The sequence below is a fragment of the Nocardia sp. CA-129566 genome (assembly GCF_050956075.1).
Taxonomy (GTDB): domain Bacteria; phylum Actinomycetota; class Actinomycetes; order Mycobacteriales; family Mycobacteriaceae; genus Nocardia.
Genome location: NZ_CP192085.1, coordinates 1,898,216 through 1,922,808, shown reverse-complemented (window position 1 = coordinate 1,922,808; position 24,593 = coordinate 1,898,216). Strand labels below are relative to the sequence as shown.

Genomic DNA, 24,593 nt, shown 5'->3' with positions numbered 1-24,593 from the left:
CGGCACCAAGGTGCCGGGCTATTTTGTGCCCATATCTGATCGCGGCGCCCGCGAACGGTCTCGCTTCACTCGAAAGTCGTTGACTACCAATGGGATCGGTAGGCTCCGATCGCACGAGCCGGTCAGCGACCGGAGCGACGTCCCAGCGGTACCCGCAACACCGCATCCGTACCGATATCGGCACCGGGATGTAAACCGATGGAGCCGCCGAGTTCGGCGGTCACCAGAGTGCGCACGATCTGCAGGCCCAGGCGGTCGGAGGATTCCAGGCTGAAACCCGGTGGCAGGCCGCGGCCGTCATCGCTGATGATCACGTCCAGCCAGCGTGCCGAACGCTCGGAACGGATTGTCACCGTGCCGTTTTCGCCCGAATCGAAGGCGTGCTCGATGGCGTTCTGCACCAATTCGGTCAGCACCATCACCAGCGGGGTTGCGCGTTCGGCGGAGAAGACGCCGAGCGAACCCGCCCGGCGAACTTTGATTCTGGCGGTGTGCACGGTCGCCACATCGGCCATGATCGGCAGCAGCCGGTCCACGACCTCGTCGAGATCGACCTCTTCGTCCACCGACATCGACAGCATCTCGTGCACCGAGGCGATGGAGGTGACCCGGCGCACCGATTCGGTCAGCGCGACCTGCGCCTCCTCGTTCTCGGTGCGCCGCGCCTGCAGCCGCAGCAGCGCGGCGACGGTCTGCAGATTGTTCTTCACCCGGTGGTGGATCTCCCGGATGGTCGCGTCCTTACTGAGCAGCGCGCGATCGCGGCGCTTGACCTCGGTGACGTCACGGACCAGCACCGCGGCGCCCGCCAGTTCGCCGTGCGGGCGCAGCACCAGGGTGCGCAGCAGCACGGTGGCACCGCGCGCCTCGACCTCCATCCGGCGTCCGGTGCGTCCGGCCAGCGCGGCCTGGATATCCCCGACGACCTCCTGCGCGTCGAACGGATCGGTGATCAGCGAGCGAGTGGTGACGGCCAGATCCTGGCCCGCGAGATCGGACTGCAGACCCATCCGGTGGTAGGCGGACAGCGCGTTCGGACTGGCGTAGACGACGATGCCGTCGGTATCGAGGCGGATGAAACCGTCGCCGGCGCGCGGACTGGAATGCGTCGCGGCGCGGTCCTCGGTGGTCGGGAAGGTGCCGTCGGCGATCATCTGACACAGATCGTCGGCGCAGGCCACATAGGCGATTTCCAGCGCGCTGCGCACCCGCGAACGCTGCAGATCGGTATCTCGGCTGAGCACCGCGATGACATCGTCACCGCAGCGCACCGGAATGGCCTCGCGGATCGCGTGCACCGGATGCGGATGGTAGACGCCCTCGGCCTCGACCTCGCTATCCGCACGCACGATCTTGCCGGTCGTCAGCGCGTCGAAAACCTGCGGGTGATCGGCCTGTGAGGCGATGCCACCCACCCGGTCCTCCGGATGAACGGTGGGCGCCGTCGTCGGGCGGCACTGCGCGACGCAGACGATATCCGCGCCGTCGGCGATGGGGCCAGCGCCGACCCACAGCAGCAGATCCGCGAAGGACAGATCGGCGAGCAGCTGCCAATCTCCGACCACCCGCTGCAGATGGTCAACGGCGACACCGGGTAGGTCGGTGTGTTCGGCCAGCAGCTCACTCAGTGTCGCCATATTCGGTCTACCCGCTCCAGATACTAAGAGATGACAGCGATTAGGTGCCCGGCCTTGATCGCGTCGCCCGCCTTGACGCCGATCGAGGTCACCGTGCCGTTGCTCTCGGCCAGCACCGGGATCTCCATCTTCATCGACTCGAGGATCACCAGCGTGTCACCCTCGCGCACCTCGTCACCCTCGGCAACGACGATCTCCTGCACGACCGACACCAGTTCCGAGAGCACTTCCTCAGCCATGACACCTCATTCATTCGTTCGGCCTGTATCCGCTGAAGCTACAGCCAACCACACATGAAACAATGTCCTTCGATCAGATGTGCTCCCCGCGGACGCGGGGGTGATCCGCAGAAGGGAGACTACCGATGGGTAAGCGTGGTCGTAAGAAGCGCAGCCGCAAGGGAAGCGCCGCCAACCACGGCAAGCGTCCTAACGCCTGAGCCGTAACGGATACGAAAAACACCGAGGGCCATAGTCTTCCAACAGGAAGAAGTGCCACTCGGTGTTTTTCTTTGTCCAGGGCGCTGAGCGGGATCAGGCGGAACTACTCGGTGGTCTCGACCCGGGTCACCGTGACGGAGCGACGGATCTCCACGCTCAGCCGATCGCGCAGCGTATCCGGTGCCCGGTCGCCGCCGCATTTGCGACTGAGCAGGCTCTTGATCTTCTCCTCGATGCCATAGGCCTCGATGCACGGCGAGCAGTGCTCCATGTGGTGCTGCAGTCGCTCGCGGGTGGCCTGGTCGCACTCGTTGTCGAGCAACAGCCAGACGTCGGCCAATACCGCGGTGCAGTCCAACTCCATATCGGGGTCACGCTCTGTACTCACTGCTTGACCTCCTGGCGTTCCGCGCCGTTGCGGTTGAATCCACGTTCGCGCGCCACATCGGCGAGCAAACCCTTGAGCTGCTTGCGGCCGCGATGCAGCCGGGACATCACCGTACCGATGGGAGTGCCCATGATGTCGGCGATTTCCTTATAGGGGAAGCCCTCGACATCGGCGTAGTACACCGCCATCCGGAACTCCTCCGGCAGCTCCTGCAGCGCCGCCTTGATGTCATCGTCGGGCAGCGCGTCCAGCGCCTCGACCTCGGCCGAACGCAGGCCGGTCGAGGTGTGCTCGGCGGTGGCCGCGAGCTGCCAGTCGGTGATCTCGTCGGTCGGGTACTGCGCGGGCTGACGCTGCTTCTTGCGGTAGGAGTTGATGTAGGTGTTGGTCAGGATCCGGTAGAGCCAGGCACGCAGATTGGTGCCCTCCTTGAAGGATTTGAAGCCCTGGAACGCCTTGACGTAGGTTTCCTGAACCAGATCCTCGGCATCGGCCGGATTCCGGGTCATGCGCAGCGCGGCACCGTAGAGCTGGTCGAGCAACGGGAGCGCATCGCGCTCGAACCGCTGCACCAGCCCGGTATCGTCGACCGCGGCGCCGACCGCACCGTCGGTCACCACGTCATCGTCGCTCGTCACACCAATCCCTTCGATCGCCGTACCTGCCAAATCTACAGGCGCGGTCGGATCGAGTGGGAACCGAGCGTCCCCCGCGGCACCATCTACGTGCCCGAAGGCGGCAACAGAGCGCGACAACCCCGGGGGCCGAATGCGGCGCATATCCAGCACAGCTGACGCCACCGGGCGCTCTTCGAGCAGAACGGGCACCGACCTCTCCTTCACGTCGTACCGCCGTTTGGGTTTCTGTATTCGCATGCAACATGCGGGTGCTCGACTGTGTTCCCGCATCGAACTGTCCGCGCCGAAAACGGTTTGCCGAGCGGGGTTACGTCGCGATTAGGGTGACCGCATGGCAGCAGCCTCGACCCCGGCGATCCGCACCCTGGCCAAGGCCGGTGTCGCCCATCGCGTGCACAGCTATAGACACGATCCGCGCGCCGAGTCCTATGGCGCGGAGGCCGTCGACGCCCTCGCGGCCGACGTCGGTGTCACGGCGGCGCAGATTTTCAAGACGCTGGTGCTCGAATTGTCCACCGGCGCACTCGCGGTCGCGGTGCTGCCGGTGCCGAATACCTTGTCGCTCAAGGCGGCCGCCGCCGCGCTCGGCGCGCCCAAGGCGGCGATGGCGGATAAGGCGAAGGCCGAGCGAATCACCGGTTACGTACTCGGCGGCATCTCCCCGCTCGGCCAGCGCAAGCTGCTGCCGACCGTCGTCGACGCCTCGGCGCTGGCCTGGGACCGCATGTTGTGCAGCGCGGGGCGGCGCGGATTGGAGATCGAACTGGCGCCAGCGGATCTGGTCCGACTCACCGATGCGGTCACCGCACCGGTCATATCGGGATAAACGGGATAAAGCAGCACCGAGCCAGCAACATTTGTGCGTTACTGAACGGGCCAAGATCGTCCGACTCGAGGATGTGATGCGAAATGTCCGCGCGCCAGCGATTGTGCACCGTGATCGTCACCCTGTTCGGAGTTCTCCTACTCGCCCTCGGCCCGGTCGCGCGGTCCGCGCCGACGGCCACCGCCGCACCGGGCGGTCCCCTGGTGATCGACGTCAACGACTTCCCGTTCAACGAACATGTCGTTGACGACGGACCGAAGAAGGACGGCCCCCCGAAGAAGGATGAGAGGGCCGACAAGGCCGAGAAGCTGGGCGGCGGCGTCGCTGGCAAGATCATCGACATGGCCGGCGGTATGGCCATCCTGGCCGGCAATATCGCCAAGTGCGCGCTGAATATCGTGACGAACAGCGTGAAGTGCCAGCTCTGAGTCGATGAACGGTGGGCCGGGCGATCACAGCAAGCTGATCTGCCCGGCCTTTTCCGTACCCGCCTGAACGTCCAAGGGCGCCAGCAACTCCGGGCCGTTATTGCGCACACTGTTGACCAGCGACGAAACCGGACGCGCCACAATGCCAGCCACCGACTCGACGCTCGGCGTCTCGAGCAGCGCGGCCGGCGCCGGATGGTCCGGATCCAGCCAGGCATCCCAATGCTCGCGCGGCATCGGCAGCGGCATCCGGTCATGGATGTGGGTGAGGTCGCCCACGGCGTCGGTGGTCAGGATGGTGCAGGACAGCAGCGGTTGGCTCGCCTGCAGCGAACGGTCCCGCCATACCGACCACAGCCCGGCCATATACAGCCGCGAACCATCGGCATTCGCCATGAAATAGGGATGTTTGGCGACCTTGCCCTTGGCTGCGGCATCCGGTTCGACCAGCCACTCGTACCAGCCGTCCATCGGCACCAGGCAGCGGCGGTACTTCACCGCGTCCCGGAACGACGCCGTGGTCGTGGCCTTATCGGCGCGGGCGTTGAACAGCGGCTTCCCCTTCACCGGCACCCCGGGTTCGGCGGCCTTGGTCCAGACCGGGATCAGGCCCCACCGCATCCGCCGGATGCGCAGCTTGGCCGCATCGTCCGGATGGTCGTGCTCATGCCGCTCCACCACGGTGAGCACCTGGGTGGTCGGCGCGATGTTGTAGTTGGTGAACCCGCCGCTGTCACCGGTAGGAGTCTCGTCGATGGCATCGAGCTCGACGGCGAGCCGACCGGGATCGGTAGTTGTCGCATATCTGCCACACATATCTCGATACTTCCACTAGGTGCCGACAGACTCGGGAAGAATTGATGGTAGATGGTGACCTGGTGAGAGTTGTGACATAGCATCATCTCAACGGAATGGCCGTTAACTTAGCTCGGCAAGAGGAGAGATCCACCGTGACAACCATCGAGACCACCCCAGCGGCACCGGAGACGGCGCTGCAATCGGTCGATCCGGCAACCGGAGAGGTCATCGGCACGCATACCATCGCCGATGCGGATGCGGTGCGTGCAGCCGTCGCCAAGGCCCGCAGTGCCGCCGCGACCTGGGGCGGACTGAGCTTCGACGAGCGGCGCAAACATCTGCTGCGCTGGTCGAGCCAGCTGGTCGCGGACTCCGAGGAATTCACCGCGCTGATCCACAAGGAGAACGGCAAACCGCTCGACGACGCGTTCCTGGAATTGATGCTCGCGCTCGAGCACATCGCCTGGGCGGCCAAGAATGCCAAGAAAGTTCTCTCGCCCAAGAAAGTCGCCCCCGGCGCGTTCATGGCGAACTTCTCGGCCCGGTTGGAGCAGCGCCCGCTCGGCGTCATCGGCGTGATCGGCCCGTGGAACTACCCGGTCTACACCCCGAACGGCTCCATCGCCTACGCGCTCGCCGCGGGCAACGTCGTGGTCTTCAAGCCGAGCGAATTCTCCACCAGCATCGGCAATTTCCTCTCCGACGCGTTCAAGAAGGCCAATCCGGAACTGCCGGAAGGGATCTTCGAAACCGTCAACGGCTACGGCGCGACCGGCGCCGAGCTGGTCAAGTCCGGCGTGGACAAGATCGCGTTCACCGGCTCGACCGCCACCGGGAAGAAGATCATGGCCGCGGCCGCCGACTCGCTGACCCCGGTACTGCTGGAATGCGGCGGCAAGGACGCGGTGATCGTCGCGGGCGATGCCGATATCAAGGCCGCCGCCGATGCCGTCGCCTGGGGCGCCACCGCCAATAGCGGCCAGACCTGCGCCGGGGTGGAGCGGGTGTACGTGGATCGCTCGGTACGCGATGACTTCGTCGCGGAGGTCAAGCGCATCCTGACAAACATCAAGCCGGGCTCGGGCTCCGATGCCGCCTACGGTCCGATGACCATGCCCAGCCAGATCGATATCGTGCGCCGCCATATCGACGATGCGCTGAAGAACGGCGGCACCGCGGTGCTCGGCGGGCCGGAATCGGTCAAGGGGCCGTTCATCGAGCCGGTCGTGCTCGTCGATGTGGACGAGAGCTCCGAGGCGGTCGCCGAGGAGACCTTCGGACCGACCGTCACCATCCGGACGGTGGACAGCGTCGACGAGGCGGTCGAGCTGGCGAACAAGTCAAAGTACGGCCTGTCCTCGGCGGTCTACTCGAAGAAGAACGGCCTGGATATCGCCCGTCGACTACGCGTCGGCGCCACCTCGGTGAACTCCGTGCTCGCCTTCGCCGCCATCGCGGGCCTGCCCTTCGGCGGTGTCGGCGATTCCGGTATCGGCCGCATCCACGGCGAACCCGGCCTGCGCGAATTCGCCCGACCACATTCGATCGCGGTGCAGCGCTTCGCGATTCCCGGCATGGCGCTGCTCAGCTACTCGCGGACCCAGTCCACGATGAAACTGCTGCGCCGCCTGGTCCCGATCCTGCACGGACGCCACAAGTAGGTTCGCCCCGCGGTGGCCCGTCTCGCGTCCGAGTGGCCGAAGCACATGCGCCGTCGGCGCGTGTCTCGACGGCTCGGACGCGAGGACCCCCCTTCGCCCGACCACCACCCCTCATCAAATCGCTACGCGATGCTGAATATTCGGGGCCGCGAACACGCAGCGCCCGCAGGTGCTGCAAACCAAACACAACCCAGTCCGCGTGTCCGGGTTCGCGATGGGTGAAGATGGACGGGTGAGTTTCTGGCCAGCGCCCCATGTCGATGTCCCCGTGCACGCGACCGTGACCCTGCCCGGATCGAAATCGATCACGAACCGGGCCTTGATCCTGGCCGCGCTCGCCGAGGGTCCTTCGACCATCTCCGGCGCGCTGCGCAGCCGCGATACCGAACTCATGATCGGCGCGCTACGGGCCCTGGGCGCGCGGATCGAGGGCGACGCGGACACGTTGACCGTGACGCCGGCGCCGCTGCACAGCGGCACCGTCGACTGCGGGTTGGCGGGCACCGTCATGCGGTTCCTGCCGCCGGTCGCGGCCCTGGCCACCGGCGATGTCGCCTTCGACGGTGACGAGCAGGCCCGGGTCCGCCCGCTGGCCACCATCCTGGACGCACTGCGCCGCATCGGCGCCGATATCGATGGCAACGCGCTCCCGTTCACCGTGCACGGCAAGGGTGCGCTGCGCGGCGGCGCGGTCACCATCGATGCCTCCGGATCGTCGCAGTTCGTCTCCGGTCTGCTGTTGTCGGCCGCCCGCTTCGACGAGGGCATCGTGGTGCACCACGACGGCAAGGCGCTGCCCTCCATGCCGCATATCGAGATGACGGTGGAGATGCTGCGGCGCGCCGAAGTCGCCGTCGAGGCACCCACAGACAGCCGCAAGGCCCAGACCTGGACCGTTGCCCCCGGCCCGATCCGGGCGGTGAACTGGGATGTGGAGCCGGATCTGTCCAATGCCACGCCCTTCCTCGCGGCGGCCGCCATTACCGGCGGCGAGGTCCGCATCCCGCACTGGCCGCGCCTGACCACCCAGCCCGGTGACGTGATCCGGGAGATCCTGGTGCGCATGGGCGCCGAGGTGACCCGCTTCGACGGCCTGCTGACCGTGCGCGGCCCGGAACGGCTCGCCGGTATCGATATCGATCTGCACGATGTCGGCGAGCTGACCCCGACCGTGGCCGCCCTTGCGGCACTGGCGGATTCGCCGTCCCGGCTGCGCGGCATCGCACATCTGCGCGGGCACGAGACCGATCGGCTCGCGGCCCTTTCCACCGAGATCAACCGGCTCGGCGGCAATGTCGCCGAAACCGAGGACGGACTGGAGATCACCCCGGCCCCGCTGCACGGCGGCAACTGGCACTCCTACGCCGACCACCGAATGGCAACCGCCGGTGCGATTCTCGGACTGAAGGTGCCGGGCGTGGCGATCGAGGATATCGGCACCACGGCCAAGACGCTGCCCGGATTCGTCGGACTGTGGGAGCGGATGCTCGATCCGACGCTCTCGAATCAGGGAGCGGCCCGCTGAGAAAACGCGAGTACGACGAGTCGGATGTCCGGGTACGCCCGGGCAGATCGTCGCGTCCACGCACGAAAACCCGTCCGCAGCACAATGATGCGGAGTCGGCCATGGTCGTTTCGGTGGACCGCGGCCGTTGGGGTTGTGTGCTCGACGGCGATCCGGACAAACTGATCGTCGCCATGCGGGCCAGGGAACTCGGCCGCACCCCGATCGTCGTCGGCGACCAGGTCGACGTGGTCGGCGATCTCTCCGGAAGACCCGATACGCTCGCGCGCATCGTCCGGGTCGCCGAACGCCGAACGGTATTGCGTCGCACCGCCGATGACACCGATCCCTTCGAGCGGATCGTCGTCGGCAATGCCGAACAGCTCTTCATCGTCGTCGCTCTCGCCGACCCACCGCCACGCACCGGTTTCGTCGAACGGGCCATGGTGGCCGCATATGCTGGTGGGCTGCAACCGATTCTGTGTCTCACCAAACACGATCTGGCGGCCGAATCCGAATTCGCCGCCGCCTTCGACGATCTCGACCTCACCATTATCTATGGCGGCATCGACGACCCACTCGATCCGGTCCTCGAGCTGCTCACCGACCGTCTCACCGCCTTCATCGGCCACTCCGGCGTCGGCAAGTCGACGCTGGTGAATCGCCTTGTCCCCGACGCGGATCGAGCCGTCGGCGAGGTCTCCGGCGTGGGCAAGGGCAAGCACACCTCGACCCAATCCGTCGCCCTGGCACTGCCCCGGGGCGGCTGGGTCATCGATACGCCCGGCGTCCGCTCCTTCGGCCTGGCCCATATCACCCCTGACGACGTCATCGCCGCCTTCACCGATCTGGCCGCCGCCATCGAGGACTGTCCGCGCGGCTGCACCCATCTCGGTCCGCCCGCGGATCCGGAATGCGCATTGGACGCATTGCCCGGCAAGGAACGTCGCGTGGCGGCCATCCGGCTCCTGCTGACCGCGCTCAACGCCAACGACTCCTGGTAGCCGCCGAAATCTAATGCCCGTCGGGCTGTTCCGGGGCGAAGGGCCATTCCTCGAAGCGGGTGCACCGACCGTCGGAGTCGAACCGCAGCACCCACAGATCACGCCAGCGCGAGAGCGTATCCCACCGATACTCCACGCTCACCCGGACAACGGCGGTCGAATCCTGCACCGCGACAATCTCCGAGGCCATCGTGAACGATTCATCGGGTCCGCTGCGCTCGGCCTCCCAGAACACCCCGAGCGGTTCGAGACCGACAATGGGATCCGCCCACGGCGACACCAGATATTCGACATCCTCGGTGAACAGCTCGCCGAGCAGTCCGGTACCCGGCGAGCGCCAGGCCCGTTCGTAACCACCGACCCATTTCTCGACACCATCGCGGTCCACGCTTCGAAGCTACTCCGCCGCACCGGCCCTCGTGGCCGTTAGCGACTGCTTGCGGGTCGCTCGAAAGGGGCGGCGGCACGGGCGCGAAAGCGCCCATGGACGTACGGTCCATGGGCGCCTTCGTAATCTGCGAATCAGTGCCGACGACGCGACTTCGGTGCGCGCTTACCCTTCGATTCAGCGCGGGCGGCCTCGCGGCGTTCGCGGCGGGTGGTGCCGCCGAATTCGCCGTCGCCGTACTCCTCGGCGTCGTTGTGCACGGCGGCGTGACCGCCCTCATCCGGGCCCGAGTAGCTGAAGCCACGCGAGCCGCGGTCGTCGATGCCCTTGGCGCGCAACGCCGCCGGAGCTCCGTTGGCAATGGGAGCGGCTTCCTGAGTGGGCAGCGGACGCGGCGCGGACATCGCGCCGACCGGGGAACGCAGGCCCTGGTCAACTGCAACGCCCCCCGGCTGTGGCTGCTGCACCTCGACCTGCAGGTTGAACAGGAAGCCGACCGACTCCTCCTTCAGCCCATCGAGCATCGCGGCGAACATATCGAAGCCCTCGCGCTGGTACTCGACCAGCGGATCGCGCTGCGCCATGGCACGCAGGCCGATGCCCTCCTTGAGGTAGTCCATCTCGTAGAGGTGCTCGCGCCACTTGCGGTCCAGCACCGAAAGCAGGACCTGGCGTTCGAGGTTGCGCATCGAACCATCGCCCGCCAGGCCGTCGATCTGCTGTTCGCGCTTGTCGTACGCGTCGTGCGCGTCGTCGAGCAGCGACTCGACCAGTTCGTCCTTGGTCAGGTCGCCCGCCTCGCCGACGCCGGTCTCGCCGGTCAGCTCCCGGTAATCCAGGCTCACCGGGTACAGCGTCTTCAGCGCCGTCCACAGCTTGTCCAGATCCCAGTCCTCGACGTAGCCCTCGGCGGTGGCGCCATCGGCGTAGGCGGTGATCACATCGGTGATCATCTCCTGCACCTGGCCCTCCATATCCTCACCGCGCAGGATCCGGTTGCGCTCGCCGTAGATGACGGTGCGCTGCTGGTTCATCACCTCGTCGTACTTGAGCACGTTCTTGCGGATCTCGAAGTTCTGCTGCTCGACCTGGGTCTGCGCGCTCTTGATGGCCTTGGAGACCATCTTCGCCTCGATCGGCACGTCGTCGGGCAGATTCAGCCGGGTCATGATGGCTTCCAGCGCGGCGCCATTGAAACGCCGCATCAGCTCGTCGCCCAGCGACAGGTAGAACCGGGACTCACCCGGGTCACCCTGACGACCGGAACGACCGCGCAGCTGGTTGTCGATGCGCCGCGACTCGTGCCGCTCGGTGCCCAGCACATACAGGCCACCGGCATCGCGCACCGCGTCGGCGTCCTCGGCGGTCTGCGCCTTGACCCGCTCCAACGTCGGCAGCCAGGCGGCCTGGTACTCCTCCGGCGTCTCCACCGGATCCAGCCCCTCCCTGCGCAGGATGATGTCGGTGATGATGTCCGGATTGCCGCCGAGCACGACGTCGGTACCACGACCGGCCATATTCGTCGCCACGGTGACCGCACCCGGGCGGCCCGCCTCGGCGATGATCTCGGCTTCCTTCTCGTGGAACTTCGCGTTGAGCACGTTGTGCGCGACGCCGCGCTTGGTGAACTGCTTGGACAGGTACTCCGAGCGCTCGACGCTGGTGGTACCGATCAGCACCGGCTGACCCTTTTCGTGCCGTTCGACGACATCGTCGACCACCGCCGAGAACTTGGCCTCTTCGGTCTTGTAGATCAGGTCGGACTGGTCCGCGCGGACCATCGGCTTATTGGTCGGGATCGGCACGACACCGAGGCTGTAGATCTGGTGCAGCTCGGCGGCCTCGGTCTCGGCGGTACCGGTCATACCGGAGAGCTTGTCGTAGAGGCGGAAGTAGTTCTGCAGCGTGATCGTGGCCAGGGTCTGGTTCTCCGGCTGGATCTCGACGCCTTCCTTGGCCTCGATCGCCTGGTGCATGCCCTCGTTGTAGCGGCGCCCGACCAGGATGCGGCCGGTGAACTCGTCGACGATGATGACCTCGCCGTCGCGGACGATGTAGTCCTTGTCCCGGTTGTAGAGCTCCTTGGCCTTGATGGCGTTGTTCAGGTAGCTGACCAGCGGCGAGTTGGCGGCCTCGTAGAGATTGTCGATGCCCAGCTGATCCTCGACGAACTCGACGCCCGCCTCGTGCACACCGATGGTGCGCTTCTTGATATCGACCTCGTAGTGCAGGTCCTTCTTCAGCAGCGGCGCGATGCGCGCGAATTCGGCGTACCACTTCGAGGAGGCGTCGGCCGGACCCGAGATGATCAGCGGGGTGCGGGCCTCGTCGATGAGGATGGAGTCGACCTCGTCGACCACGGCGAAGTTGTGCCCGCGCTGGACCAGATCGTCGAGCGAGTGGGTCATATTGTCGCGCAGGTAGTCGAAGCCGAACTCGTTGTTCGTGCCATAGGTGATGTCGGAGTTGTAGGAGTCGCGACGCTCGGCCGGGGTCATACCGGACAGGATCACGCCGACACTGAGCCCGAGGAAGCGGTGCACACGGCCCATCCACTCCGCGTCACGCTTGGCCAGGTAGTCGTTCACCGTGACCACGTGCACACCGTCACCGGAGATGGCGTTGAGGTAGGCGGGCAGCACACAGGTCAGGGTCTTGCCCTCACCGGTCTTCATCTCGGCGATATTGCCGAGGTGCAGCGCCGCGCCACCCATGATCTGCACCTTGTAGTGCTTCTGATTCAGCACGCGCCAAGACGCCTCACGGGCCACCGCGAACGCCTCGAGGAGCAGATCCTCCAGCGATTCGCCGTCCGCGTAGCGCTCCTTGAACTCGTCGGTCTTGGCACGCAGCTCGTGGTCGGTGAGTTCCTCGACCTCGGGCCCGAGCGCGAGGACCTCATCCGCGAGGTGGGCGAGCCGCTTGACCGTGCGTCCCTCACCAATCCGTAGCAACCTCGTCAGTGTCAGCGCAGGCACGGGTCTCGTCAGTCCTCTGGTCGGTGTGTCAAATGTTCGGCCGTCACCCGGGTCGGGCAGTGTGCTCAGGGCCCCCGCCGAGCATGGCGGAATCCGCTGCACCGTTCATGGTAATGCGGCCACCATGCTAGTTCCGTAGCGACTGCTCGCAGGTCGCTCGAAAGAGCCAGCCGGTAACCAGCGCCCCGGCGCCGCACCCGCCGCTACCACCCGAGGCGGCAGCCGTTTCTTCTCACCGTACCCGCCCGTCGCGCGCAACAGCGGGCGAGAAATGGCGGCTCGCGGGGTCCGATAGCGCGGACCGACGCGAACTTCGGTCAATCGAATTGGAGTCGAACCTGTTTCACTGTCGGTGTCATACGATGTAAGTCGTCCGTGGTGCCGACCGCATCGACCCCATCTGCTGAGGTCGGACAGCATGCGATGACATAGGGGCAGCGCGGCTCTTGGGCATGTCCCGCGCGATACCCCCGCTCGCTGTGGTCGAATCGAGTACCCCGGAACCGAACCGATGAACCCTCCCACGGATCTCGGGTTCGGGTAAAGAGGTGCGCGGATATCGCTGGATATCCCACAGGAGGCAGGACGGATCGTTGTGGGCGACCACAATAGGCGATGCAGACGGCTCGGGTGGGAGCCACATCGGAAGGAGCACCGGGCAGCGTGATCACGAGATTGACGCCGCAGGACGCGTCGTTCTATCGGCTCGAGTCGAGTAGCAATCCGATCCACATCGGCTCTCTCGCGATCGTCCGAGGCGGCGACTCCGACTCCGCGCAGGGGGAACCGGCACTGGACTACGACCGGCTGGTCGACCTGGTGGAGAGCAGGCTCTCCCTGGTCCCCCGCTACCGCAGAAAGGTGCGCGAGATCCCCTTCGCGCTCGGCCGTCCGGTCTGGGTCGAGGACAGCCATTTCGATATCACCTATCACATCCGCCGCTCCGCACTGCCCGCTCCGGGCACCGACGGTCAGCTGCACGATCTGGTGGCCCGGCTGGCGTCGCGTCCGCTCGATCAGAGCCGCCCGCTGTGGGAGATGTATCTGATCGAGGGACTCACCGAGGGCCGGTCCGCGATCTTCACCAAGACCCATTCGGCGCTCGTCGACGGGGATACCGCGCTCGAGATCGGGCACGTGATCCTCGATAACAGCCCCTCACCGCGCGGCATCGCCGATGACTCGTGGGTCGCGCCGCGCGAACCCAATGAGGCGGAGCTGCTGGTCGGTGCTCTCACCCACCTCGCCGGGCAGCCGCGCGAGGTGCTCGAGGTCGCCCGCGACGCCAGCGCCCACGCGTTCTCGGTGGTCGAGGCCGCGGGCAAGGCGGTGGACTCGGTGGTCTCGGCGGTCCGCGCGGCGGCCATCGGCGCACCGGACAGCCCGTTGAACGCCAAGACCTCACGCAATCGCCGCTTCGATGTGGTGCGCACGGATCTGGAGGACTACCGCAAGATCCGCAAGCGCTTCAACTGCTCGATCAACGACGCGATCCTGGCCGTCGTCACCGGCGCGCTGCGCAACTGGCTGCTCTCGCGGGGTGAGGCGCTCACCGAATCGACCGTGCTGCGCGCGGTGGTGCCGATGTCGGTTTATGTAGAGGGCATCGACGACCAGCTGAAACCGGTCAGCGAGGTGTCCTCGTTCCTGATCGATCTGCCGGTGGGCGAACCGAATCCGGTGATGCGGCTCTCGCACATCTCCCATGCCACCGAGGCCAATAGCAAACACCGGCGCGGGGTTCGGGCACGCACCCTGGTGCATCTGGCCGGATTCGCTCCGGCCAGCCTGCATGCGATGAGTGTGCGGGCGGCGAGTACGTTCGCAGAGCACACGTTCAATCTGGTGATCACCAACGCACCGGGTCCGCAGACCCCGATGTATATCGGCGGCGCGCGGATGCTGGAGATGTATCCGGTGTCGCCGCTGCTGCGCAACCAGGCCTCGAGCATCGGGATCACGTCCTATGACGGACGCGTCTTCTACGGACTCAACGCCGACCGCGACGCGATGGCCGATATCGGTGTGCTGGCCGCGTCGGTGCACGAGTCCATGGAGGAGATGCTCGGTGCCTGCGTCTGATCAGAACACTCTGCGGGTCTACATACCCGCCACCGTGCCGATGCTGCGTGAGCTCGTCGCGAACCGGGAACTGCGCGCGGTCGGCGGCACCGCCTTCGCGGTCACCCCGACACTGCGCGAGGCCTACGCCTCCGGTGACGACGAGGAGTTGGCCGAGGTCGCAATGGCCGAGGCCGCGCGGGCCTCGCTGCGGTTACTGGCCGCTGAGCGCGAGGAGGCGGCCGGGGACAGCGGCGACGATGGCGATGCCGAGGACGCCGACGGCCCCGTCACCTACCACAGTCCGGTCTACCGGCGCGCGGTCATCGCCGCCGATGTGAAGGGTGCGAAGCTGCGCCCCGACCTCGACGATGCGGTGGTCCGGCTGGCCGAAGCGATCGGCTACGACCGGATCGCGTCGGTGCATGTCGATCTGGCCGAGGCGGAACCCGAGGTGGCCAAGGCGGTCGATGTGGTGGACGCGGCCGATCTCGGCGATACCGACGCCGAGTTCGTGCTCGGCGACGCCGAGGATCATCAGCTCGCCTGGTACGCCGCGCAGGAACTGCCGTTCCTGCTCGAATTGCTGTGATCCGGGCCGAATCACGGTGAGCCCGCACCTGCGCATCCCACGCTAACCTACGATGCCGTAACCTGACAGCGAGGCGGCCCTGCTGGTGGCCGCACGACAGGGAGACGAACTGCGGCAATGGTCTTGAAAAAAGCGGCATCCTCGGTGCGCACGGTCCGGGAGTGGCTGGAGGCTCCGGCGGCCGAGGTCGCCGAGCGCGGCGGACGGCTGAACGTGTTGCGCGGCGCCGTCGCACGCGTGACCACGCCACTGCTGCCCGACGACTATCTGCACCTGGCGAATCCGCTGTGGTCCGCGCGGGAGCTGCGCGGCCGAATTGTCGAGGTGCGCAAGGAAACCGCCGATTCGGCCACCCTGGTCATCAAGCCGGGCTGGGGCTTCGACTGGAAATACGAACCGGGTCAGTACATCGGCATCGGCATTCTGGTCGACGGCCGCTGGCACTGGCGCTCGTACTCACTGACCTGCCCGCCGAACTGGACCGATCCGGAACACCACGGCAAGCGGACCATCTCGATCGCGGTGAAGGCGATGCCGGAGGGCTTCCTGTCGAGCCACCTTGTCAGCGGTGTCGCCGAAGGCACCATCGTCCGGCTGGCCGCGCCGCAGGGCGGTTTCGTGCTGCCGTCGCCGCCGCCGGAGAAGGTGCTGTTCCTGACCGCGGGCAGCGGCATCACCCCGGTCATGGCCATGCTGCGGGCGCTGGATCGCCGCGATGTGGTCACCGATGTGGTGCATGTGCACTCCGCACGGTCCCTCGACGACGTGATGTTCGGCGCCGAACTGCGCGACCTGCGCGACCGGCACCCCGGCTTTTCCTCGCACCTGCACCTCACCGACGAGCAGGGCCGGTTCTCGCTCACCGCACTCGACGAGCGGTTTCCGGACTGGCGCGAGCGCCAGACCTGGGCCTGCGGCCCGGCCGCCATGTTGGACGAGATCGAGCATCACTGGCGCGAGGCGGGCATCAGCGATCGCCTGAATGTCGAGCGATTCGAGATCGAACGCTCCGCCATCGGCGAGGGCGGCACGGTCACCTTCGCCAAGACCGGGCGCACCGCGGAGGTCGACGGCGCGACCAGTCTGCTGGAGGCGGGCGAGGCCGCCGGTGTGCAGATGCCGTTCGGCTGCCGGATGGGCATCTGCCAAACCTGTGTCGTGACACTGGCTTCCGGACACACCCGCGATCTGCGCAACGGTGACGAGCGCCGCGAGGGCGACAAGGTGCAGACCTGTATCTCTGCCGCGGCGGGCGACTGCACGCTCGACGTCTGAGACAGCTAGCACTCGACCCACCCGCCGGGAAGATCCGGCAGGTACCCTCGAGGTACATCCAGTCAGGGGAAAGGACCCCGGTGGCCATCACCGATATCAAGGCCTTCGCTCATCTCACGGCGGGCGACATCGAAACACTGGGGCAGGAACTCGATTCGATTCGACGTTCCGTCGAGCTGTCCCGCGGCGAACGTGACGCGAAATACATCCGACGCACCATCGCCGCGCAGCGCGGCCTCGAAGTGCTCGCGCGCGCAGTGCTGTTCGGCAGCCGCAACCGCTGGGCCTGGCTGACCGGAACGGCCATGCTGTCGGTCGCCAAGATCATCGAGAATATGGAGCTCGGGCACAACATCAGCCACGGGCAATGGGACTGGATGAACGATCCGGAGATCCACTCCGGCACCTGGGAGTGGGATATGACCGGGCCGTCGGCGCAGTGGCGCCGCGCGCACAACTACTCCCACCACACCTACACCAATGTGCTCGGCAAGGACGAGGACCTCGGCTTCGGCATCCTGCGGATGACCCGCGACGAGCAGTGGCGACCGATCCACCTGGTTCAGCCGCTGGCGAATATCCTGCTCGCGGCCACCTTCGAATGGGGTATCGCGCTGCACGACTGGAGCATCGAGAAGGAGCTCTCCGGCGTGCCCCCCAAGGAGCTGATGTCGGAGCCGAACAAGGAGTTCGCCCGCAAGATCACCCGCCAGGTGGCCAAGGACTTCCTGTTCTACCCCGCGCTCACCGGACCGGCCTTCATGTCGACGCTCAAGGCGAACGCGACCGCCAACCTGGTGCGCAATCTGTGGGCCTACGCGGTGATCTTCTGCGGCCATTTCCCCGACGGCGCCGAGAAATTCACCATCGAACAGCTCGAGGGCGAGACCAGCGGCGAATGGTATCTGCGCCAGATGCTCGGCAGCGCCAACTTCAAGGCCGGGCCCGCCATGGCCTTCATGAGCGGCAACCTCTGCTACCAGATCGAACATCACCTGTTCCCCGATCTGCCGAGCAACCGCTATCCGGAGATCGCCGCGCGGGTTCGCGAGTTGTGCGACAAGTACGACCTGCCCTACACCACCGGCTCACTCGGCAAGCAGTATCTACTCGCCTTCCGGACCATCCACAAGCTCGCGCTGCCCGACCGCTTCCTCAAGCGCACCGCCGATGACGCGCCGGAGACCTCTTCGGAGCGCAAGTTCGCCGGCATCTCGCTGCCCGCCATGCCCAATGCCGAGCGCTGGGCCGATAAGTGGAACGAGACGCATTGGCTGCCCGTCGACCCGGAGACCGGTCAGCGCCGCGGACTGCGTTCGGCACTGACCGAGGCCAAGGTGGCGCTGCGGGAGAAGGCCCGGCACGAGAAGGAAGTGCTGCGCGAGGCGAAGCTGGCGCTGCAGGAGAAGGCACGTCAGGAAAAAGCGACATTGCAGCGCAAAGCCGCGCGTGAGCGGGCGATCCGCCGGATCCGCCGCCGCAAATGAGCTAGCATCCGCCGTTCCCATTTGCAATGCGGGATAAACCACATCACGGAGACGGTCCCGGTAACCTACGGTCTCGTAACTTACGGTACTGTAACCGCCATGGCGATCTCGGATGTCAAGGAATACGCGCACCTCACACAGGCCGATGTGGAGGCACTAGGCGCGGAATTCGACGCGATCCGCCGTGATATCGAGGCCTCGCGCGGTGCTCGTGACGCGCGGTACATCCGCAATGTCATCCGGCTGCAGCGCGCGCTCGAGATCAGCGGCCGCGCGGTGCTGTTCGCCAGCTTCCTGCCACCCGCCTGGTTCACCGGTGTCGCCCTGCTCAGTGCCGCCAAGATCATCGAGAACATGGAGATCGGGCACAACGTCATGCACGGGCAGTGGGACTGGATGAACGATCCCGAGGTCCACTCCAGCTCTTGGGAATGGGATAACACCGGCCCGTCCAAGCACTGGAAGCACACGCACAACTACCTGCACCACAAGTACACCAATGTGCTCGGCATGGACGACGACATCGGCTACGGCCTGCTGCGCGTCACCCGCGACCAGCGCTGGAAGCCGTTCAATATCGGCAACCCGGTCTACAACCTGCTGCTGCAGATGTTCTTCGAATTCGGCGTCGCGGTGCAGCATCTCGAGCTGGGCAAGGTCGGCCGGTACAAGTCGGACTCGCCCGAGCGGGCCGAATTCGAGGTCAAGCGCAAGGAAGTGCTGGTCAAGATCGGCAAGCAGATCGGCAAGGACTACCTGCTGTTCCCGCTGCTGACCGGGCCCGCGTTCGTCTCGACGCTCACCGCGAACCTCACCGCCAATATCATCCGCAATGTCTGGACCAATGCCGTGATCTTCTGCGGCCACTTTCCCGACGGTGCGGAGAAGTTCACCAAGGCCGATATCGATAACGAATCCAAGGGCCAGTGGTACCTGCGCCAGATGCTCGGCAGCGCCAATATCTCCGGCGGCCCGTTCATGCACTTCATGACCGGCAACCTGAGCCACCAGATCGAACATCACCTGTTCCCGGACCTGCCGAGCAACCGCTACGCCGAGATCGCGGTGCGGGTGCGGCAACTGGCCGATAAGTACGACCTGCCCTACACCACCGGCTCGCTTCCGGTGCAGTACTTCAAGTCCTGGCGCACCATTCTGAAGCTGTCGCTGCCGAACAAGTACCTGCGCGCGACCGCCGACGATGCCCCCGAAACCGCCTCGGAGCGCAAGTTCGAGGGTGATACCGCCCCCAGCTTCGACCCGGTGACCGGCCAGCGCCGCGGCCTGCGCACCGCACTGAAGCAGGGCCGTCGCCGGATCGCGCGGCGGGCCCTGCCGATCGGCTGACGCACAGTCGCAACGAAGGCGTCCACGGAAGTCCGTGGGCGCCTTCGCCTTTCGACGGGCATATCGGCTCGCGGCCGATGCGCTCGCAGTGTCTGCCCGGGCCTCGACGGGAGCGCGGGTTGCGGCTGGTTGACTGAGGGCGTGTGTGCGGAAGATCTGAGCGTTTACGACGCCATTCGGATGCGGCGGGATGTGCGGGCCGAATTCACCGGTGACCTCGTCGATGATGCGACGCTGTTGCGGATACTCGATGCCGCACACCGCGCGCCCAGTGTCGGCAATTCGCAGCCGTGGGACTTCGTCGTGGTGCGCGAGGATGCAACGCTGCGGAAGTTCGCGGAGCATGTCGCGCAGAAGCGGGTCGAATTCCGGGATGGACTGCCGCCGGAGCGGGCAGCGACCTTCGAACCGATCAAGATCGAGGGCATTACCGAGAGCGGCACCGGCATCGTGGTCACCTACGACCACCACCGCGGCGGCCCGCAGGTCCTCGGCCGCGCCACCGTCCCCGAAACCGGCATCTACTCGACGGTCCTGGCCATCCAGAACCTCTGGCTGGCCGCGACCGCGGAGCAGGTGGGCGTCGGCTGGGTCTCGTTCTACGACACCGAATTCCTGGCCGACCTGGTCGCCCTACCCGAAGGCATCCGCCCCGTCGCCTGGCTGTGCATCGGCCCGGTACACGAATTCCAACGCGTCCCCGACCTCGAACGCTTCGGCTGGCGCACCGGCCGCCCCCTGACCGACGCCGTCCACCACGAAACCTACTCCCCCGCCTCTCCGCGCCTTTAGGCCATACAAGTTGGGTGCCGCGCACGTCGCGTTCAGGTCCTACGTCGAGTGCCAAGTGAGTTTTGGGCGTTCCCGACGAGCTACCCATGTCCTCACGAAATCAGTTGTCACTGATCGCACACGCGGTGATCAGACGCGCTCCAGCACCGCCGATGCGCCGATGCCACCAGCTGCGCAGATGCCGAGGAGGGCGGCGTTCTTGCCGGTGCGGGCCAACTCGTTGGCCATTGTGGTGACCATGCGCGCGCCGGTCGCCCCGAACGGATGGCCGAGTGCGACCGAGCCGCCGTGCACATTCAGTTTGTCGATATCGACCTCGCCGACGGCGCTATCGCGATCGAGACGGTTCTTGGCCCACTCGTCGCTGTTCAGTGCGGCCAGCACCGACAGCGTCTGGGCGGCGAAGGCCTCGTGGATATCGACGAAATCGATATCGCCCAGCGACATTGCGGCCTTATCGAGGGCGCGCGGCATGGAGATGGCCGGACCGATCAACACCTGGTCGGTCGGGTCGACGCTGACATAGCTCCAGGACCGGAACGCGGCCAGCGGCCGATAGCCGAGGGCATGCGCGGTCTCCTCACTCATCAGCAGCACCGCCGACGCACCGTCGGTCAGCGGGCTGGCATTGCCCGCGGTGACGCTGCCGTCGCGGGCGAAGACCGGCTGCAGCCGCGCCAACTTCTCGACGCTGGTACCCGCGCGCACCAATCCGTCGCGGGTGATATCCGCGCCGTCCGGCGTGCGCACCCGCAGCACCTCGTCATCGAAGCGACCCGAATCGATGGCCGCGGCGGCACGGTGATGCGAACGCGCCGCGAATTCATCCTGATCCGCGCGGCTGATCCCGTGGATGCGGGCCATCTTCTCCGCCGACTCCCCCATCACCTCACCGGTGGTGCGTTCGGCGATCTTCGGTCGGCTCGGCAGCAGATCGGTGAACGGCGCGAGCTGACGCGCCGCCGCAAGGTAGTCCTTCGGCTTCGGCTTGCCCAGTGCCAGCGGCGCCCCGGCGTGCACCAGCTTCTGCGGCAACTTCACCTCCGCATTGCTGGTCGAATCGCTGCCGCCGGCGATCATGATGTCGTATTCGCCGCGCTCGATCGCCGCGACGGCCGAGGTGACCGCCTGGAGTCCGGAGGCGCACGCCCGCGTCACCGTGTACCCCTCACACCCGGCGTCGAGACCGAGATCCAAGGCGATCTCGCGCGCGATATTCGGCGCCGCACTCGGCAGGATCACCCCGCCCCACACCATGGCCTGCACCTGCGCGCCGGGCAGCCCGGTCCGCTCCAACAGCCCGCGCACCGCGGCATCGGCCAGCGCGATCGAATCCATCCGCGTGTAATCGGTGAACGCCTTGATGAACGGCGTACGCGCACCGGAGACGATGACAGCACGGCGAGCAGCATTGGTAGCCATGGGGTTGTCCTCCTCGAGAGACCTACCCCACAAACTTACTCGGAAGTAAGTTCAAGGTCCAGGCCCGACGTACCCGGCTCAGCGATCCCCTCCAGATGCCGCTGAGCCGGGCCGCCGGTACACCCGAAACGAGCCTGCGCTCAACCGGTCCCGGCCTGCGGCGCGCCGTTGCGCTACAGACCGGAAGCGCCCGTCCCGGCGAACGCCCCTGCTCGTTCCGGAACCGCAAGGCCGACGTCGACACTCTTTCCGGCGCAAGGGAACGATAGCAATCTTTCCATTAGTTTTTCAAATCTTTTCTATGAAGTTGTCTTTTGACCCAAAAGCGCTCTAGCATGAGCCTCACTATGCAGAGCCCTTCGGAGCTGTCGCGACATAAGCGCTTCGGCCGAATCATCAAGGAGCGCCGAGACGAACTCGGCCTGACACAGATGCAGATCGGTGATCTGGGAGGGCCCTCGGCGCCGACGATCCGCAAAATCGAAGATGGCGACGCGGCGATCAGCACGCACACCCTGAACAAACTCGACGCGCCGCTGCGCTGGCTGCCCGGCAGTGCGGCACGCACCTACGCGGGCGGCGACCCGACCGCGCGCGAGGGCGCGGCGCCTACCGCGAGCACCGACGAGTCGATCGTCTCCGGACCCGATTCGATCCGCTTCGAAATATCGGATCTGACCGGTCTGCTCGCGGCTTCCGGTCGGCTCAACGACGCGGTCGAACGCGTCCGGACCACCGAACCCCAACTGCTGCTGGCCATTTCGGAGCTGAACGACGTCGTCTCTCGACTGTCCGCGCGCTATGCCACCGCGATGCTGGAACGCAACGGCGGCCCGGGTCGCCCCCTGCACCCCTTGGTCGCCATGGCGTTCTCCCATCTGCTGGACGTGCCGGCCGAATCGAGCGATCCCGCCGAACTGCTGGAACGCCGCTATCGTCGCTGGCTGGCCGGGCGCGTGGAGGATGTGGACGCCAGCACCGAGGCCAGATTCCGCGCGCGCTGGCTGGCGGCCAATCCGGGTGCGGCAGCGATTCGAAACGGCAAGCAGTAGAGGGCAACGCAGATGACCGACGATGCGACGAAACGAGCGCGACTAACGCTCAGCCACAAGGTGAATCGACTTTTCGCGACCGTGCACCCGCGTTCGGAGCCAGAGCGCACGACCGCCTCGGTCGCCGAACAGGTCGGCACCCAGCTGGGCCGCACCATCCCGGCGGCCCAGCTCGACCGGTTGCGCCGAGGTGAATTCGACTCCACACCAGTCAAATCCGACCTGCTCGCCGCGATCGCCCACTGCTTCGGAGTGAGCGCGGACTATCTGACCACCACCGGCGCCGCGGCGGCCGCGATCGATCGCGAACTCGAACTGCTGGCCACCATGCGCGACGCCAATGTCGCCAGCATCGCGTTGCGCGGCTCCGATGTCGATCTCACCGCGTTGACCACACTCATCGAAAGCACGGACCAACCCACGCGGTGACCGCGGAGCGGGCAGTTTCCGACGGCTGGGTAGCATCGTGAGCTACCCGCAGCGCTGTAGGAGATCCACGAATGCCCGGTATGGAGAACCGGTTCCGGGAGGTATCCCGGGACGTACCGATACCGTCCCCCTGGAATCTGAGCACCTACCTCGATGCCGTCGCCGAGCATCGAGGCCGCACCATCACCCTGCAACCGGTGGACACCGCACTGCTCGCCGGCACCGGCTGCGGCACCGGCAGCGGTCTGTGGATTGCCAAGCGCGACAGCGACATCATCGTCTACGGCGCCGACACCACCGAATGGCATGCCGAGCACATCATCGTCCACGAACTGGGCCATATGCTGCTCGGCCACGGACCGGAATCGGCGACCGAGACATCCGCGCCGACCCCCCGACCGCTGTCGGCCATCGCCGAATTGCTGCCATCGATATCCCCGGAGTCCATCGCATATGTGCTGGGGCGCAGCGATTATGAATCCGCGCGCGAACGCGATGCGGAGACCTTCGCCGACCTGGTCATGTTGGCGGCCATGCGCCCGCAACGCCGAGATTCCTTGCTGCACAGAACCTTTTTCCGAGACCGACGACGCTGATCCCCCACACGACAACGACGCCGGGAAGCCATCCTGATCCGGACAACAGCTTCCACAATGCAAAATCTCCGGGCACCCAGCTCATCGGCTGAATGCCCGGAGAAGCGGGGGGAGCCTACGCGAGCCGGATCAGGCCGTAGTCGAATGCGTGGCGACGATAGACGACCGACGGTCGGTCGGTCTCTTTGTCCTGGAATAGGAAGAAGTCGTGGCCGACGAGCTCCATCTGGTAGAGCGCATCGTCGACCGACATCGGGGTCGCACTGTGCACCTTGGTCCGCACGATGTGGCCGGGACCGGCCGCGTAATCCTCGGCTTCGGTTTCGGCGGGCCGACGGCCCTCGACCTCGGGATGTTCGTGTGCCACGGCGGTCTCGTTCAGCGGCGCGAACAGCGAATCGTCGATCAGATCAGCGGTAGCCTCGGCCACCGATACGGGGGTCTTGTCCCCATAGTGCACCCGGCGCCGATCCTTCGTGCGGCGCAATCGGCTCTCCAGCTTTCCGGTCACCGATTCCAGGGCAGCGTAGAAGCTGTCCGCACAGGCCTCCGCTCGGACGACCGGGCCCTTGCCGCGCGCGGTGATCTCGACACGCTGGCAGGCCTTGCGCTGACGACGGTTGCGTTCGTGGAACAACTCGACATCGAAAAGGAAGATCGACGGATCGAAGCGCTCGAGACGGGAGAGTTTCTCCGCGACGTAAATTCGAAAATGGTCGGGAACCTCGACATTGCGGCCCTTCACCACGACATCGCCGCGAGGCGCTCGAGGTCGGTCCGCTACGGGTTCGGCTGTCTCCTCCAAGGTGCTGTCAGCCAGCACCGACGACTGGGCCTCTTTGACAGAGGG

Annotated in this window: 24 protein-coding genes; 15 read left to right on the top strand and 9 right to left on the bottom strand. The window is 66.1% G+C overall.

What is annotated here, in order from left to right:
- Window positions 1-122: 122 nt before the first annotated feature.
- A complete protein-coding gene (locus tag ACQP0C_RS08780; RefSeq protein WP_433732306.1) occupies window positions 123-1,637 on the bottom strand; it encodes a sensor histidine kinase in 1,515 nt (504 codons plus the stop codon).
- Between the two features lie 23 nt (window positions 1,638-1,660).
- A complete protein-coding gene (locus tag ACQP0C_RS08775) occupies window positions 1,661-1,876 on the bottom strand; it encodes a biotin/lipoyl-binding carrier protein (RefSeq protein WP_433732304.1) in 216 nt (71 codons plus the stop codon).
- A 125-nt stretch (window positions 1,877-2,001) separates the two neighbouring features.
- Between ACQP0C_RS08775 and ACQP0C_RS08770 the strand changes: the two genes are divergently transcribed.
- Window positions 2,002-2,076 (top strand): 50S ribosomal protein bL37, encoded by a 75-nt coding sequence (locus ACQP0C_RS08770; RefSeq protein WP_095887907.1) that lies wholly within the window; start codon window positions 2,002-2,004, stop codon window positions 2,074-2,076.
- Window positions 2,077-2,180: 104 nt separating this feature from the next.
- Here the strand turns inward: ACQP0C_RS08770 and rsrA are convergent, their stop codons facing one another.
- Both rsrA and ACQP0C_RS08760 read right to left on the bottom strand, forming a co-directional pair.
- Window positions 2,181-2,441, bottom strand: coding sequence for a mycothiol system anti-sigma-R factor (gene rsrA, locus ACQP0C_RS08765; RefSeq protein ID WP_354961574.1), 261 nt, complete (start codon window positions 2,439-2,441; stop codon window positions 2,181-2,183).
- Window positions 2,442-2,461: 20 nt separating this feature from the next.
- On the bottom strand, window positions 2,462-3,103 hold the full coding sequence (locus ACQP0C_RS08760; RefSeq protein WP_433732302.1) for a sigma-70 family RNA polymerase sigma factor: 642 nt from the start codon (window positions 3,101-3,103) through the stop codon (window positions 2,462-2,464).
- A gap of 331 nt (window positions 3,104-3,434) precedes the next feature.
- Between ACQP0C_RS08760 and ybaK the strand changes: the two genes are divergently transcribed.
- Both ybaK and ACQP0C_RS08750 read left to right on the top strand, forming a co-directional pair.
- Window positions 3,435-3,929 carry a Cys-tRNA(Pro) deacylase gene (ybaK, locus tag ACQP0C_RS08755; RefSeq protein ID WP_433732300.1) on the top strand — a complete coding sequence of 165 codons (495 nt, stop codon included), beginning with the start codon at window positions 3,435-3,437 and terminating at the stop codon, window positions 3,927-3,929.
- A gap of 83 nt (window positions 3,930-4,012) precedes the next feature.
- Window positions 4,013-4,357, top strand: coding sequence for a hypothetical protein (locus ACQP0C_RS08750; protein WP_433732298.1), 345 nt, complete (start codon window positions 4,013-4,015; stop codon window positions 4,355-4,357).
- A gap of 24 nt (window positions 4,358-4,381) precedes the next feature.
- Here ACQP0C_RS08750 and ACQP0C_RS08745 read toward each other — a convergent pair whose 3' ends face one another.
- On the bottom strand, window positions 4,382-5,173 hold the full coding sequence (locus ACQP0C_RS08745; RefSeq protein WP_433732297.1) for an SOS response-associated peptidase: 792 nt from the start codon (window positions 5,171-5,173) through the stop codon (window positions 4,382-4,384).
- Between the two features lie 95 nt (window positions 5,174-5,268).
- On the opposite strand from ACQP0C_RS08745, the gene ACQP0C_RS08740 reads away from it, so the two are divergent.
- The 3 genes from ACQP0C_RS08740 (at window position 5,269) to rsgA (ending at window position 9,324) form a co-directional block, all read left to right on the top strand.
- A complete protein-coding gene (locus ACQP0C_RS08740) occupies window positions 5,269-6,816 on the top strand; it encodes an aldehyde dehydrogenase family protein (protein WP_433732295.1) in 1,548 nt (515 codons plus the stop codon).
- A gap of 214 nt (window positions 6,817-7,030) precedes the next feature.
- Entirely contained in the window at window positions 7,031-8,341 is a 1,311-nt protein-coding gene (aroA, locus tag ACQP0C_RS08735) for a 3-phosphoshikimate 1-carboxyvinyltransferase (RefSeq protein ID WP_433732293.1), read from the top strand.
- Window positions 8,342-8,442: 101 nt separating this feature from the next.
- Window positions 8,443-9,324: a ribosome small subunit-dependent GTPase A gene (gene rsgA / locus ACQP0C_RS08730; RefSeq protein ID WP_433732291.1), complete on the top strand. Its 882-nt coding sequence runs from the start codon at window positions 8,443-8,445 to the stop codon at window positions 9,322-9,324.
- 10 nt (window positions 9,325-9,334) lie between these two features.
- On the opposite strand, the gene ACQP0C_RS08725 is transcribed toward rsgA, so the two are convergent.
- Together ACQP0C_RS08725 and secA are read right to left on the bottom strand one after the other, a co-directional pair.
- Window positions 9,335-9,712: a nuclear transport factor 2 family protein gene (locus tag ACQP0C_RS08725; RefSeq protein WP_433683101.1), complete on the bottom strand. Its 378-nt coding sequence runs from the start codon at window positions 9,710-9,712 to the stop codon at window positions 9,335-9,337.
- Between the two features lie 134 nt (window positions 9,713-9,846).
- A complete protein-coding gene (gene secA / locus ACQP0C_RS08720; RefSeq protein ID WP_433732289.1) occupies window positions 9,847-12,690 on the bottom strand; it encodes a preprotein translocase subunit SecA in 2,844 nt (947 codons plus the stop codon).
- 663 nt (window positions 12,691-13,353) lie between these two features.
- On the opposite strand from secA, the gene ACQP0C_RS08715 reads away from it, so the two are divergent.
- The 6 genes from ACQP0C_RS08715 to bluB all read left to right on the top strand — a co-directional run bounded on the left by ACQP0C_RS08715 (window position 13,354) and on the right by bluB (window position 20,244).
- Window positions 13,354-14,772 carry a WS/DGAT/MGAT family O-acyltransferase gene (locus ACQP0C_RS08715; RefSeq protein ID WP_433732287.1) on the top strand — a complete coding sequence of 473 codons (1,419 nt, stop codon included), beginning with the start codon at window positions 13,354-13,356 and terminating at the stop codon, window positions 14,770-14,772.
- Window positions 14,773-14,782: 10 nt separating this feature from the next.
- The gene (locus tag ACQP0C_RS08710; RefSeq protein WP_433734483.1) at window positions 14,783-15,343 is read left to right on the top strand and encodes a DUF6912 family protein; all 561 of its coding nucleotides are present in this window, start codon (window positions 14,783-14,785) and stop codon (window positions 15,341-15,343) included.
- A gap of 117 nt (window positions 15,344-15,460) precedes the next feature.
- On the top strand, window positions 15,461-16,618 hold the full coding sequence (locus tag ACQP0C_RS08705) for a ferredoxin reductase (RefSeq protein WP_433732284.1): 1,158 nt from the start codon (window positions 15,461-15,463) through the stop codon (window positions 16,616-16,618).
- An 80-nt stretch (window positions 16,619-16,698) separates the two neighbouring features.
- Window positions 16,699-18,105 (top strand): fatty acid desaturase family protein, encoded by a 1,407-nt coding sequence (locus tag ACQP0C_RS08700; protein WP_433732282.1) that lies wholly within the window; start codon window positions 16,699-16,701, stop codon window positions 18,103-18,105.
- A 99-nt stretch (window positions 18,106-18,204) separates the two neighbouring features.
- Window positions 18,205-19,452 (top strand): fatty acid desaturase family protein, encoded by a 1,248-nt coding sequence (locus ACQP0C_RS08695; protein ID WP_433732279.1) that lies wholly within the window; start codon window positions 18,205-18,207, stop codon window positions 19,450-19,452.
- 156 nt (window positions 19,453-19,608) lie between these two features.
- A complete protein-coding gene (bluB, locus tag ACQP0C_RS08690) occupies window positions 19,609-20,244 on the top strand; it encodes a 5,6-dimethylbenzimidazole synthase (protein ID WP_433734482.1) in 636 nt (211 codons plus the stop codon).
- 129 nt (window positions 20,245-20,373) lie between these two features.
- On the opposite strand, the gene ACQP0C_RS08685 is transcribed toward bluB, so the two are convergent.
- Window positions 20,374-21,666, bottom strand: coding sequence for an acetyl-CoA C-acyltransferase (locus ACQP0C_RS08685; RefSeq protein WP_433732277.1), 1,293 nt, complete (start codon window positions 21,664-21,666; stop codon window positions 20,374-20,376).
- 347 nt (window positions 21,667-22,013) lie between these two features.
- Here ACQP0C_RS08685 and ACQP0C_RS08680 point away from each other — a divergent pair, with 347 nt between their 5' ends.
- From ACQP0C_RS08680 to ACQP0C_RS08670, 3 genes are all read left to right on the top strand, one after another.
- Entirely contained in the window at window positions 22,014-22,718 is a 705-nt protein-coding gene (locus tag ACQP0C_RS08680; RefSeq protein WP_433732275.1) for a helix-turn-helix domain-containing protein, read from the top strand.
- 12 nt (window positions 22,719-22,730) lie between these two features.
- Window positions 22,731-23,147 (top strand): hypothetical protein, encoded by a 417-nt coding sequence (locus ACQP0C_RS08675; protein WP_433732273.1) that lies wholly within the window; start codon window positions 22,731-22,733, stop codon window positions 23,145-23,147.
- A gap of 71 nt (window positions 23,148-23,218) precedes the next feature.
- Window positions 23,219-23,743, top strand: a complete 525-nt coding sequence (locus ACQP0C_RS08670) for a hypothetical protein (protein WP_433732271.1) — start codon at window positions 23,219-23,221, stop codon at window positions 23,741-23,743.
- Window positions 23,744-23,858: 115 nt separating this feature from the next.
- Here the strand turns inward: ACQP0C_RS08670 and hpf are convergent, their stop codons facing one another.
- Window positions 23,859-24,548 (bottom strand): ribosome hibernation-promoting factor, HPF/YfiA family, encoded by a 690-nt coding sequence (gene hpf, locus ACQP0C_RS08665; protein ID WP_433734481.1) that lies wholly within the window; start codon window positions 24,546-24,548, stop codon window positions 23,859-23,861.
- Window positions 24,549-24,593: the final 45 nt, after the last annotated feature.

Excerpts from the sequence above, each read along its gene's own strand:
- ACQP0C_RS08780 (WP_433732306.1), bottom strand. The coding sequence starts at position 1,637 with ATGGCGACACTGAGTGAGCTGCTGGCCGAACACACCGACCTACCCGGT.
- ACQP0C_RS08775 (WP_433732304.1), bottom strand. The coding sequence starts at position 1,876 with ATGGCTGAGGAAGTGCTCTCGGAACTGGTGTCGGTCGTGCAGGAGATC.
- rsrA (WP_354961574.1), bottom strand. The coding sequence starts at position 2,441 with ATGGAGTTGGACTGCACCGCGGTATTGGCCGACGTCTGGCTGTTGCTC.
- ybaK (WP_433732300.1), top strand. The coding sequence starts at position 3,435 with ATGGCAGCAGCCTCGACCCCGGCGATCCGCACCCTGGCCAAGGCCGGT.
- ACQP0C_RS08750 (WP_433732298.1), top strand. The coding sequence starts at position 4,013 with ATGTCCGCGCGCCAGCGATTGTGCACCGTGATCGTCACCCTGTTCGGA.
- ACQP0C_RS08745 (WP_433732297.1), bottom strand. The coding sequence starts at position 5,173 with ATGTGTGGCAGATATGCGACAACTACCGATCCCGGTCGGCTCGCCGTC.
- ACQP0C_RS08740 (WP_433732295.1), top strand. The coding sequence starts at position 5,269 with ATGGCCGTTAACTTAGCTCGGCAAGAGGAGAGATCCACCGTGACAACC.
- aroA (WP_433732293.1), top strand. The coding sequence starts at position 7,031 with ATGGGTGAAGATGGACGGGTGAGTTTCTGGCCAGCGCCCCATGTCGAT.
- rsgA (WP_433732291.1), top strand. The coding sequence starts at position 8,443 with ATGGTCGTTTCGGTGGACCGCGGCCGTTGGGGTTGTGTGCTCGACGGC.
- ACQP0C_RS08705 (WP_433732284.1), top strand. The coding sequence starts at position 15,461 with ATGGTCTTGAAAAAAGCGGCATCCTCGGTGCGCACGGTCCGGGAGTGG.
- ACQP0C_RS08695 (WP_433732279.1), top strand. The coding sequence starts at position 18,205 with ATGGCGATCTCGGATGTCAAGGAATACGCGCACCTCACACAGGCCGAT.
- ACQP0C_RS08685 (WP_433732277.1), bottom strand. The coding sequence starts at position 21,666 with ATGGCTACCAATGCTGCTCGCCGTGCTGTCATCGTCTCCGGTGCGCGT.
- ACQP0C_RS08680 (WP_433732275.1), top strand. The coding sequence starts at position 22,014 with ATGCAGAGCCCTTCGGAGCTGTCGCGACATAAGCGCTTCGGCCGAATC.
- ACQP0C_RS08675 (WP_433732273.1), top strand. The coding sequence starts at position 22,731 with ATGACCGACGATGCGACGAAACGAGCGCGACTAACGCTCAGCCACAAG.
- ACQP0C_RS08670 (WP_433732271.1), top strand. The coding sequence starts at position 23,219 with ATGCCCGGTATGGAGAACCGGTTCCGGGAGGTATCCCGGGACGTACCG.